Below are 10,951 nucleotides of genomic sequence, written 5' to 3' on the forward strand. Positions count from 1 at the left end.
GCGCGTCGGTCCTGATCGGGCTTTGGGCCTTTGAACAAAATCGCGCCGCGCGCATCGATGGGCGCACCGGCCGGGCCGCTGAGCCATTCCGCAGCACCGCCCAAAACCGTACCCAGCCCATCAACCGGATCCCAGGCACTGTCTCCGGTAGGGGCAAACCTGCGCAGCATCGCATCCGTGCCCGCGCGGGTTTCGCGGGCCAGAACCTGACCATTGCGCAGCAAACATGCCTGCCCGCTGTCGTCCTGCCCCATCTGGGAAAGAATGGCTTCAGCATTCACCGCGTCGCGTTTGTGCGCAGACGTCACAGGCATGTGGGAGCCCACACCTGCGGCGGGCAAAAGGTCGGGCGCGATTGTATGGGCGGCTTTGACATGCAGCCCGGCTTCTTCAAACAGGGCCATGATGATGCGCAGTGCCCCGTCGTCGCCTTGGGCAATGGCCGCGGCAATGCGCGGCACGAGCGGTTCTGTCGCAGCGTCGATCAAGCTTGGGTCAATCTGGGGGCGCGAAACGGCGCCCGCCAAGCAGATTTCTGTCACGCCGCGCGCGCGCAGCGCCACCAGAAAGCTGCCAAACTGTTCGATCCGAAAGGTGATGTCCGGCGTGATCGTGGGGCGAAACCCCGCCAATGCGCAAATCAAAGGTCGCGAAGGCAGGCGTTGTACCAATGCGGCAGGTAAATCTCCTGTGCCTGCAATCAGCGCCAACATGCGCCTACCCCGGTGTCAGGAAGTTGCGATCCGTATCCCCAAGGATGAATGCAACCATGTCTTGGACGAAAGGGCTATCGCTTTCTTCGCCCAAACGCAGCGCACGATCCTGAAATGTCCCATCCCCGTCCTTGAGCATCTGAAAGGCAGCCCTGAGCGCGGTGATATCGGCCCGGCTGACGCCCTTGCGTTTGAGCCCTACAAGGTTCAATCCATCCAATGCCCCGCGCGGGCCTTGCACCAAACCATGCGGCACCACATCTTTTGTCACCATCGTGACAGCGCCGATGATCGCGCCTTTGCCGATGCGCACAAATTGATGCACGCCGGACAATCCCCCTACGATTACGTCATCCTCCAGAATGCAGTGGCCCGCGATGGCTGATGAATTCACCACAATCACGCGGTTGCCGATCTGGGCATCATGGGCGATATGACATCCGGCCATGAACAGACCATCGTCACCAATCCGGGTCTCACCGCCGCCATTTGTCGTGCCTGTGTTCATGGTCACATGCTCTCGAATACGATTACGCGCACCGATCCGCAGCCGCGATTTTTCACCCCCGAATTTGAGATCCTGCGGGATCTCGCCTATCACCGCAAAAGGAAAGACGGCCGTATCGTCGCCGATGTGTGTGTCGCCATCAACGACGACATGGCTTTTGAGGGTCACACGGGCACCCAAAACCACATCAGGGCCCACCAGACAGAATGGACCGATTACGCAGCTGTCGCCAATCTGCGCAGTCTCGGCAATCACCGCAGAGGGATGGATCTGCGCCATTAACCTTGCAAATCCATCATCGCGGTGAATTCAGCTTCTGCGGCCATCTCGCCGTCAACTGTTGCAATACCTTTGAAACGCCAGACTTTGCCACCGGGCTTACCGCGGGTCGTTTCCACATGCATCTCCAGCACATCACCGGGGACGACCTTCCGGCGGAATTTGCAGCCATCAATTGCCATGAAATAAACCAGCAAATTCCCTTCGGTCAGCCCTAGGGACGCGCCCACCATTACCGCGGTCGTCTGTGCCATGGCTTCCACGATTGTGACCCCTGGCATGATCGGATTTCCGGGAAAATGGCCTTGAAAATGGGGCTCATTCATCGTGACATTCTTGATCCCAACGGCCGAGGTCGTGCCGTTGATACTATGCACCTTGTCAACCAGCAGAAACGGATAGCGGTGCGGCAAAATCTTTTGGATGAGCTGGATATCAGCGGTCTTGACGGGATCGGTCATAGGCGGCTCCTGCGCGGTATTCATGTATTGGTAACAAGGGCAAGCTGTTGCAGCAAGCGTCAGCTGCCATCGCCCAATTCCGCGTCAATGCGGGCAATCGCGGCATCAGTGACATTGATCGCTGTGACGGCCAGGACCGCCGTGCGTTCATCCAGCACAAGGCTCGCACCGCGCTCTATCATGATGGTGGCGATGATCCCTTGCACGGCGGTGTCAAACTGCGCCCGCGCATCGGTGTTGGCAATCTGTAGATCAATTGTCTTGGCATCGCGGACCCGGCGCACTTCCTGCACCTTGATATCAAAAGCTGCCGCTTCGGCGCGGAATTCTTCAGGAGTCATTTCAGGGCGGCGTTGAGTGAGGCTGCGTTCTTCCTCCGTCAAGGTTGCGACGATCGCGTCATTCTCGGCCTGCAATTGCGTCGCCATCTCTGTCAGCTCTTGCGTCAATCGCTGCCCGAAAGCGGTTTCCAGGAACACCCGCTCACGATCGATAATCAGCACCGACGTGCTTTGCTGCTGCGCCGCCGCAGGCACGGCCAGCACCACCCAAATCAGAAAGGCGCGCAGCCAATGCATCAAAAGCTCGTCGAGATTGTCACGTCAAAGTTTGAGGTCTGATCGAAGTCCTGCGTGTCAATCGGCTCGGACCAGTTGAAGCGCAGAGGCCCCAATGGTGTATTCCAGAAGATCGACACACCGGCCACGCTGCGACCGATGAAGTCGTTTGAATCAACGTCGGAGGCATTGTCGACACCGACATCCCACAACCCGCCATAGTCAACAAATGCACCACCCGAGATGCCATATTCGCTTGGCAATCCGAGCGGGAACTCGGTCTCCAGCCGCACAACAGAGAACGCGTTGCCACCCAAAGCATCCTCTGTGATGCTGTCACGCGGGCCTATCCCTCCGGGCTCAAATCCGCGCATCACGCTGCTGCCCATAAAGAAGCGATCGGTAACGCGGCTGCGCCCTTGAGAATACTCAAGCAGCCCGCCTTCAAATGTCGCGCGCAAGGTAACTTCCTCGTTCAGCATCTTTGTTTCCGCACCCAAAAGCGCGGTCGTCTTGACAAATTGCGTGTCGCCAAACCCAAACTCCTGCGCAAAACGCAGGACAACGCCCGCATTCGGGTTCAACCCTGTCCGCCGATTGTCGAAACTATAGGTATAACCAATGGAGTTCGTCCACTTTCCGCCAACGTCCTCCTCTTCCTGGATGATCGGGCTTGCGGAACCCGAGACATCAAACAGGTCGGCATAGGCTAAACCATAAAAAACACCCAATCGACCCGCTTCGCTGATCGGAAATGTCAAAGCCGGGCTAAACCGCAGGGTTTCTGTGTCATAAAGCGCGTTTTCATTGTCCGTGGTCCGAATGCGCAAATTCACCGACCCGCGCAAATCGCGCCCAAGAAGGCGTGGCTCTGTGAAACCGAAGCTAAATGTCTGGTTTGTTTGTGCCGTTGACAGGTCAAGATCCAAACGCTGCCCGCGGCCCTGAAAGTTGCTCTGCCGGTAAGATGCAATCAGCGCACCACCGGTGTCGGAGTTATAATTGGCGCCAAAAGACAACGTGCCCGTCGGCGCTTCAACGACATCAACGTCAACAATGGCCTCACTGCGTGTGCTTCCTGCGCGCGGCTCAACCGAGACGGTCTGGAAAAAGCCCAAGGCCCGGATCCGGCGCGCGCTCTCTTCTACCGCGCGCGGGTTGAGCGGATCGCCCTCAACGAAGGTAAATTGGTCGCGGATCACGCGGTCAAGTGTGGTGCCGTTTCCCTCGATGTCGATCCGTTCAACGATCACGCGCGGGCCAGGAACGAGCGCATATGTCAAATCAAGCGTCAATGCACGCGCATTACGGGTGATCCGTGGCTCAACACGCACGAAATTGATACCCAAATCCGTTGCCCGCCGCTCAAGCCGGGTGATGTCAGTGTCCACCGGTACAGGGGAATAAGTCGCCCCGGTCCGCACCCGGATTGCATCGCTGAAATCATCAGCGGAAACGCCGGGAATTTCGCTGACGATGTCAATCGCGCCAAACCCAAATCGTTGTCCTTCACGCAGGTTATACGTAATCAGGAAGGCATCGCGTTCACGGGTGAGCGCCGCATCGACATTTTGGATGGTGAAATCGACGAATCCTCGGGATTGATAGAAATCGTATAAGGCCTGACGGTCTTGCACGCTACGTTCAGGCGAAAATGTATCGCGCCCCACCAGAATACGGAACAAGCCCGCTTGCTTGGTTTCAAGAACCCGGCGCAAGCGACCTTCTGAAAAGGTCCGGTTCCCGACGAAGGAAATCCGCTCAACTTCCGTGACACCCGATTCAGTCACTTCAAACACCAGATCCACCCGGTTTTCCGGCAACCGGATAATTCGTGGCATCACTGAGGCATTGATCCGCCCCTCGCGCGCATAAACGCCGATGATCGCATCGACATCAGCCTCGACTTGCGTGGGCGTGAAAACACGCCGCGGCTGCGACTGCACCAAGCTGAGCAGACGGGCATCATCAAGGCGGTTATTGCCTTCGATATTGATGCGGTTGATTGTCGGGTTCTCGACCACACGCAGCAGCAATTGGCCACCTTGCGGAAAGGCATCGACGGATTCAAACAGGCCGGTATCGCGGATTTTCTGAATGGCAGCGTTCAGATCAGATATCGAAAGCGTTTCTCCCGCGTTCAATTCGCCAAATGTCAGAATTGTTCCGTCTTCGACGCGCTGGTTGCCCTCAATCGTGAAACTGTTGAAAGCAAAGCTTTGTGCGGTCACCGTCGTAGCCGTCAACAAGAGCAGCCCGAGCGCATAACCAAGACGTTTCATTCCTGCAAAGCGCCGCACCATAATACGCCCGATACCAGTCTTCATTTTGTATGCCTGTACCTAAATCCCACTCTATTTCGACCTATCGCCAATTCCATGCATTGTCAAAACGCGATCGGCCCGTTGGCGCCGTCGGAACGTTTTTTCGCAAGACTTGATCTGGCGCAACAAATCACCTCCGGCAACCTGTCAAACCATGCCCATGGAACAGTTGACACAACTCCGCCTCCTGGGGCTTTTTGACGCCCGGGTGCCGCGCTATACAAGCTACCCCCCCGCCACTGCGTTCGACCAGAGCACCGGAGCGGTGTTTCAGGCTGATTGCCTGCAATCATTGGACCCAGCGACGCCTGTCTCTGTCTACATCCACATTCCGTTTTGTGAGCGACTGTGCTGGTTTTGTGCCTGCCGGACGCAAGGCACAACTACGCTGAAACCAGTCGCACACTACCTGACAGTCCTGTTGCAGGAGCTCAATCATCTCAAGGCGACGCTGCCCGTAGGCATGCAGATGGGTCAAATGCATTGGGGTGGCGGCACCCCGACGATCCTGCCGCCCGATATGATCCGGACTTTGGCGCAGGCGGTCAAAGAAGTGTTTGCACCTGCCGATAACTTCCGCTTTTCGGTAGAGATTGATCCGACCCTTGTTGACGACGCCAAAATCGATGCCCTGGCAGAAGTTGGCATGACCCGCGCCAGCATCGGCATTCAGGATTTTGCCAAGGATGTGCAGGAAGCCATCGGGCGCACGCAAAGCTTTGCCGCGACCAAATCCTGCCTCGAAAGCCTGCGGCGCGCGGGGATCAGCTCGCTCAATGCTGATCTTGTGTATGGCTTGCCGTTTCAAACACCAGCAAAGCTGGCAAATACCATTGCGAAGGTGCGCCAGTTGGACCCCGACCGGATTGCGCTTTTCGGGTATGCGCATGTGCCGACGTTCTCAAAGCGTCAGAAATTGATCCCCGATGCAGCATTGCCGGGTGAAGAAGACCGCTATCATCTGGCGCAACAAGCGGCGCAGGCGTTTCGTGGCAGTGGCTATCAAGCTATCGGGATCGATCACTTCGCCAAACCCGGTGACAGTCTGAGCATTGCGGCAAAGTCAGGCCATTTGCGGCGCAACTTCCAAGGCTACACAGACGACAGTTGCCCGACACTTATTGGCATTGGCGCCTCATCTATTTCGCAATTTGCGCAAGGTTATGTGCAAAACGCCTCTGCGACGGCTGCATATATCGAACGCATCGATGCGGGTGGTTTATCAGGGCATCGCGGCTACGCAATGACGCCGGAAGACCGGCTGCGCGCGGCGGCAATCAACATGCTGATGTGTAATTTTGAAATTGATATCGATGCGTTGGCCAGCCACCCGAACGCTGCAAGCATCACAACGATTCATGATGCCATCGTGGAAGATTTCGCCGGCATGGTAACCCGCAATGGATCGAAAATCACGATCACTCCGCAAGGGCGGCCTTTGACGCGGATCATTGCACAGCGATATGACGGGTTCAGCGATATCGCAGCGCAGTATTCACAAGCCTCTTGAAGGATCGCCAATCCGAGACATGTTGTAGGTCATGCAAGAAAGGGCCTGCACCATGGATATCGTCAACATCATTTTCGCCATTCTGAGCATCGGCTTGGGGCTATTCGGCTGGCTGGCACCCCGCTACACGATGGGCGCGCTCGATCTGCGGGCCGGGGATACGACCATGGGCATGTCGGAAGTGCGTGCCTCTGCCGGGGCGCTGTTTGTGGGGATGGGTCTTGGCGCGTTGCTGCTAGCCACACCCACGGCCTATGTGATGCTGGGCTTTTGCTGGAGCGGTGCCGCGATGGGACGGCTGACGTCGCTTGTACTGGACGGTGCGACACAAAAGAAATGGGTCTATTTCATTGTCGAGGCAGGCGTGGGCATCCCGGCGATCCTTTTGAACCTCTAGATCGGCTGTTCAATAACTTCAATTCCGTCGTCGGGAAATGGACGTTGCAGTTTGAGCGCCTCCTCCGTCGGCGCGGTCAGCCAATGGTTGACGGCCTCTTGACTGCGTAAGATCACCGGCATGGCCTTGGGATGAATTGCCGCGACGACATTGTTCGGCTCCACCGTCAGGAACGCAAAGAGGTCATTCGTCGTCTCCCCTTCCTTGAGCGTGCGCACGGAGGTCCATTCGGTCCAAATGCCTGCAAAAAACAAGGTGCGTTGGGTGCCTGTTGGTCCAAACCAGACGGGCTTGGGCTTGCCGCCATCAACGCGGCCAAATTCGGAAAAACTGGTGAATAGGACCACACAGCGATTGGCGGGGCCCAGCCAGCGCCGCCAATGAGGAGACTTGGTATTGCGGACGTTAGTGACACCCTTGTCGGTCTTCTTGCCTTTCAGCACGAAAGCAGGCGACGGCATCCCCCAGCGCATCATCCGCAAAGCACGACCGCCGTCCTCTTGCGTGACGACGGGCGCGGGGTAATCGGGGTAAATGGCAGGGAGTGCCGGCAAGTTCCCGGTATCATCACGCCAGATCTTCACCAGATCACAAATCGCGGCTTGGCTGGTGGTCATGGAATAGAGATTGCACATGGGGTGAAACTGGCATGGGGCGGCGGTGCGATCAATGCACTGTCTGGTAACTCGCGACCAGGACCGGGGCTATCGGTCTCGTTCAGGTTCGTTCGGATTATTTGAAAACAGCGCGATCTTGTTGCCCTGCGGGTCACGCAGGTAGCCAACATAGAAATGCGCTCCATACGAGGCGCGAAATCCGGGAACACGGCAAACTGACCCGGTTCTGCGGGAAGCGCATAGCTGAGCCCTTCTGGGCCCTCTTTCAGGCCGTAGCCAAGGGCTGGCAGAAAGGCGGCGTAAAACCGCTTCGCGCGAGGGATGTCATCAGCACCAACGGTGACATAGGCAATCATATTCGTTTGTTTTCCGCGATTTTTGACTTGCGATAATCCTAAATGAACATATCAGCCCAACTGGCAATATGGTACTATCAACGAGCGTTCTTTGTAGGCATGCGTCAAGGACCAATTGAAACAGTAGTTGGTTGTCGCCAGACCATCCATCCACAACGTCCCAACTTACGGCTCTTGCGCGCAACCAAACCAAAGCCTATCTAGAGGTTGTCCTTCGGGACTATGGACATAAACGCGCTCGTAATAAGCGGATCGGACCCGGGGGCGGTACCCGGCGTCTCCACCATCACGGCTCATTTGGCCAGCGAGGGGACGAAATAGGATCGACGAACGTCTAAAGGGGTCAGCTTTGTCTCGGTGAGTTACCACCGTTATCGGTACAAATTGTATAGTTGCAAATGACAACAATGCACCGATGGCAGTCGCAGCGTAAGCTTGCGCCTAATATCGAAACTTAACTCCTTAGGTTTTGCGACCTAGGGCGGGGTTCGCAGGTACCTGGCAACAGAAACCTGCACTTTCACAGATAACAGCTTTATGGGTTGCCATGTGATGCCAGCTTGCGCAGGCTTTCAGCCATGAAATTCGCAGCTCTCGCCCTTTCCGGTTTGCTGTCAGTCGCCCCTGCGCTGGCACTGGCCTGCGATACCGCGCTCATTTTGACCATCGATGTATCGAACTCTGTCGATCTGACCGAATACAGGCTGCAAATCGATGGGCTGGCCGATGCCCTGCAAGACCCAGCGGTGCGTGACACGATGGTTGCTGGAAACACCACAATTGCTGTGGTGCAGTGGTCGGGGGCCGACAAACAAGAGATTTCAATTCCCTGGACCACCGTCCGCACCGGATTGGATGTGGCGGCACTGTCCCGCCGGGCCCGCCTGCTTGAGCGCGCCTTCGTGCTGTCGGATACAGCCCCGGCAGAGGCGATCTATTTTTCGCTTGGGATGTTTGACGATGTGCCGCAATGCGCGCGCCGTGTGATTGATATTTCCGGCGACGGCACCCCAAATGCTGGCGCCGATGTGCGCAGGGCCCGCAGCGTGGCCGAACAAAACGGCGTGACGATCAACGCGATTGCGATTGAATCGATGGGGCTTGCGATCACGAACTTCTTTCGCGGCTCTGTCATCACGCGCGATGGCTTTGTCATGACCGCCCGCACCCACCGAGAATATCCGCAAACGATCCGCGCCAAAATCCTGCGCGAGATCAGCCGCGTTTTGGGATAACCGCGCAATTTCAAATACCGGCAGCCAACGATCATTGTTACGGATATCATTGCAGGTGTCGTGGTCTTTGGACACAAATGCGTGCGCCCTGTCGTCAGGCAATTATTTTGCGCCCAAGTTTTGCGCTATGCCGGCGCTCACCCCCCCTTTTCACCACGGGCGAATCCCCTATGGTAAGAACCAAGCCAAGGAGACCGCTTTGTCCAAAAACAGCACAATCGACTATGGAAATCTCATGCATCGCGCCATGCGCAGCTTGATCCAAGAGGTGCTGACGGATGTGAGAAAAGACGGGCTGCCGGGCGAGCATCACTTCTTCATCACTTTTGATACGATGCATCCGGATGTGGAAATCGCCGATTGGCTCTCTGATCGTTACCCCGGTGAAATGACGGTCGTCATCCAGCATTGGTATGCCGATCTAGAGGTCACCAATGACGGCTTCACGATCACGCTGAACTTTGGTGACAATCCTGAGACGCTCTATGTGCCTTATGATGCGATCAAGACATTCGTCGATCCTTCAGTCGAATTTGGCCTGCGCTTTGAGACGCAGGACGAAGACGACGATGCACCCATCGTTGAAATCGAAGAGGCGCCGATGGATGAAATGGTCGAACCGGACGATGAAAAAGACGACGGGCCTCATGAGGCCGAAGTTGTCAGTCTCGACCAGTTTCGCAAGTAAAACCACGACTTCAAAGCACAAAGCTCTGTTGCGGATCGGCCCTGTGCTGCCTATAGATTTGACTGAAATTTGACAGAGGGCCAGACCATGACCGAGACACGCACCGAAACCGATAGCTTTGGCCCGTTGGAGGTTCAGGCGGACCGTTATTGGGGGGCGCAGACGCAGCGCTCCATCATGAATTTCCCGATCGGTTGGGAAAAGCAGCCAATCGCCATAGTGCGTGGGCTCGGTGTGATAAAGCAAGCCTGTGCAATAGCCAACAAAGAGCGCGGCAAGCTTGATGACGCGCGCGCGGATGCGATCATCGCCGCCGCCGCTGAAGTCGTTGCAGGCAAGTTGGACGATCACTTCCCGCTGGTCGTTTGGCAGACGGGTTCCGGCACTCAGTCCAACATGAACGCCAATGAGGTCATCTCAAATCGTGCGATTGAAATGCTGGGCGGTGTGGTTGGCTCAAAGGACCCTGTCCACCCGAATGACCATTGCAACATGGGCCAGTCCTCCAATGACACATTCCCGACAGCGATGCATATTGCGGTCGCAATGACGGCGCATGACGTGTTGCTGCCCGGTCTTGCCAAGCTTCACGCCGCACTTGCGCAAAAGCAGCGCGAATTTGACGATATCATCAAGATCGGCCGGACGCACACGATGGATGCGACGCCTTTGACACTGGGTCAGGAATTCTCCGGCTACACGCATCAGGTCGCCATGGCGATTCGTCGGATCAAGGCCGCGTTGCCTGCAATCTATGAATTGGCACAGGGCGGTACGGCTGTTGGCACTGGCTTGAACACACCCAATGGCTGGGGCGAGACCGTGGCGGCGCATATGGCAGAAATCACCGGCCTGCCCTTCATCACCGCGCCCAATAAATTCGAAGCTCTGGCGGCCCATGACGCTTTGGTCGAAATGTCCGGCGCGCTCAAGACGACAGCGGCGAGCCTTTACAAGATTGCGGCGGACATCCGCATGCTGGGTTCCGGCCCGCGCTGTGGTCTGGGCGAATTGATGTTGCCCGAAAACGAACCGGGATCATCGATTATGCCCGGCAAAGTGAACCCGACGCAGGTAGAGGCGATGACGCAGGTCTGCGCGCATGTCATGGGCAATGACGCCGCCGTTGGGTTTGCAGGTTCTCAGGGGCATTTCGAGCTGAACGTCATGAAACCAATGATGGCCTATAACGTGTTGCAATCCATGCAACTTTTGGGCGATGCCTCTGTCACCTTCACCGATAACTGTGTGGTCGGCGTGAAGGCCGATCGAACCCGGATCGAAAAACTAATGCGGGAATCTCTGA

At 56.7% G+C, this 10,951-nt stretch carries 11 protein-coding genes, 1 other RNA gene and 1 pseudogene; 6 read left to right on the forward strand and 7 right to left on the reverse strand.

Annotated features, from left to right (window positions below):
* The 5 genes from lpxI to bamA form a co-directional block, all read right to left on the reverse strand.
* A partial coding sequence (gene lpxI / locus ACFDSS_RS10910) for a UDP-2,3-diacylglucosamine diphosphatase LpxI domain-containing protein (RefSeq protein ID WP_375255775.1) occupies positions 1-713 on the reverse strand: 713 nt, incomplete at its 3' end.
* A gap of 4 nt (positions 714-717) precedes the next feature.
* Positions 718-1,500, reverse strand: a complete 783-nt coding sequence (gene lpxA, locus ACFDSS_RS10915; protein WP_375255776.1) for an acyl-ACP--UDP-N-acetylglucosamine O-acyltransferase — start codon at positions 1,498-1,500, stop codon at positions 718-720.
* On the reverse strand, positions 1,500-1,961 hold the full coding sequence (gene fabZ / locus ACFDSS_RS10920; RefSeq protein WP_375255777.1) for a 3-hydroxyacyl-ACP dehydratase FabZ: 462 nt from the start codon (positions 1,959-1,961) through the stop codon (positions 1,500-1,502). The genes lpxA and fabZ overlap by 1 nt, the downstream gene beginning before the upstream one ends.
* Positions 1,962-2,020: 59 nt before the next feature.
* Positions 2,021-2,539, reverse strand: coding sequence for an OmpH family outer membrane protein (locus ACFDSS_RS10925; RefSeq protein WP_375255778.1), 519 nt, complete (start codon positions 2,537-2,539; stop codon positions 2,021-2,023).
* Complete coding sequence (bamA, locus tag ACFDSS_RS10930; RefSeq protein ID WP_375255779.1) at positions 2,539-4,845, reverse strand: outer membrane protein assembly factor BamA; 2,307 nt, start codon at positions 4,843-4,845, stop codon at positions 2,539-2,541. Before bamA ends, ACFDSS_RS10925 begins: the two co-directional genes overlap by 1 nt.
* Positions 4,846-5,002: 157 nt before the next feature.
* Here bamA and hemN point away from each other — a divergent pair, with 157 nt between their 5' ends.
* The gene (hemN, locus tag ACFDSS_RS10935) at positions 5,003-6,352 is read left to right on the forward strand and encodes an oxygen-independent coproporphyrinogen III oxidase (protein ID WP_375255780.1); all 1,350 of its coding nucleotides are present in this window, start codon (positions 5,003-5,005) and stop codon (positions 6,350-6,352) included.
* Positions 6,353-6,404: 52 nt separating this feature from the next.
* Positions 6,405-6,749: a DUF4345 family protein gene (locus ACFDSS_RS10940; RefSeq protein WP_375255781.1), complete on the forward strand. Its 345-nt coding sequence runs from the start codon at positions 6,405-6,407 to the stop codon at positions 6,747-6,749.
* Here the strand turns inward: ACFDSS_RS10940 and ACFDSS_RS10945 are convergent.
* Positions 6,746-7,366 (reverse strand): SOS response-associated peptidase, encoded by a 621-nt coding sequence (locus tag ACFDSS_RS10945; RefSeq protein WP_375255782.1) that lies wholly within the window; start codon positions 7,364-7,366, stop codon positions 6,746-6,748. The two genes, ACFDSS_RS10940 and ACFDSS_RS10945, sit on opposite strands and share 4 nt — an antisense overlap.
* 87 nt (positions 7,367-7,453) lie before the next feature.
* Positions 7,454-7,722: pseudogene (locus tag ACFDSS_RS10950) on the reverse strand (hypothetical protein).
* Positions 7,723-7,892: 170 nt separating this feature from the next.
* Between ACFDSS_RS10950 and ssrA the strand changes: the two are divergent.
* The 4 genes from ssrA to ACFDSS_RS10970 all read left to right on the forward strand — a co-directional run.
* Positions 7,893-8,241, forward strand: a transfer-messenger RNA (tmRNA) gene (gene ssrA, locus ACFDSS_RS10955).
* 59 nt (positions 8,242-8,300) lie between these two features.
* Positions 8,301-8,957, forward strand: coding sequence for a DUF1194 domain-containing protein (locus ACFDSS_RS10960; protein ID WP_375255783.1), 657 nt, complete (start codon positions 8,301-8,303; stop codon positions 8,955-8,957).
* Positions 8,958-9,192: 235 nt separating this feature from the next.
* Positions 9,193-9,645: an SspB family protein gene (locus tag ACFDSS_RS10965; RefSeq protein WP_375255785.1), complete on the forward strand. Its 453-nt coding sequence runs from the start codon at positions 9,193-9,195 to the stop codon at positions 9,643-9,645.
* An 87-nt stretch (positions 9,646-9,732) separates the two neighbouring features.
* Positions 9,733-10,951, forward strand: a 1,219-nt coding sequence (locus tag ACFDSS_RS10970; RefSeq protein WP_375255784.1) for a class II fumarate hydratase, incomplete at its 3' end; no start/stop codon positions are given.

The organism is Yoonia sp. (genome assembly GCF_042093035.1).
Lineage (GTDB): Bacteria > Pseudomonadota > Alphaproteobacteria > Rhodobacterales > Rhodobacteraceae > Yoonia.

What these genes read in the sequence shown, in the direction of transcription:
- ACFDSS_RS10925 (WP_375255778.1), bottom strand. Translation starts at nt 2,539, where the DNA reads ATGCATTGGCTGCGCGCCTTTCTGATTTGGGTGGTGCTGGCCGTGCCT.
- lpxA (WP_375255776.1), bottom strand. Translation starts at nt 1,500, where the DNA reads ATGGCGCAGATCCATCCCTCTGCGGTGATTGCCGAGACTGCGCAGATT.
- ACFDSS_RS10940 (WP_375255781.1), top strand. Translation starts at nt 6,405, where the DNA reads ATGGATATCGTCAACATCATTTTCGCCATTCTGAGCATCGGCTTGGGG.
- bamA (WP_375255779.1), bottom strand. Translation starts at nt 4,845, where the DNA reads ATGAAGACTGGTATCGGGCGTATTATGGTGCGGCGCTTTGCAGGAATG.
- ACFDSS_RS10960 (WP_375255783.1), top strand. Translation starts at nt 8,301, where the DNA reads ATGAAATTCGCAGCTCTCGCCCTTTCCGGTTTGCTGTCAGTCGCCCCT.
- ACFDSS_RS10965 (WP_375255785.1), top strand. Translation starts at nt 9,193, where the DNA reads ATGCATCGCGCCATGCGCAGCTTGATCCAAGAGGTGCTGACGGATGTG.
- fabZ (WP_375255777.1), bottom strand. Translation starts at nt 1,961, where the DNA reads ATGACCGATCCCGTCAAGACCGCTGATATCCAGCTCATCCAAAAGATT.
- hemN (WP_375255780.1), top strand. Translation starts at nt 5,003, where the DNA reads ATGGAACAGTTGACACAACTCCGCCTCCTGGGGCTTTTTGACGCCCGG.
- ACFDSS_RS10945 (WP_375255782.1), bottom strand. Translation starts at nt 7,366, where the DNA reads ATGACCACCAGCCAAGCCGCGATTTGTGATCTGGTGAAGATCTGGCGT.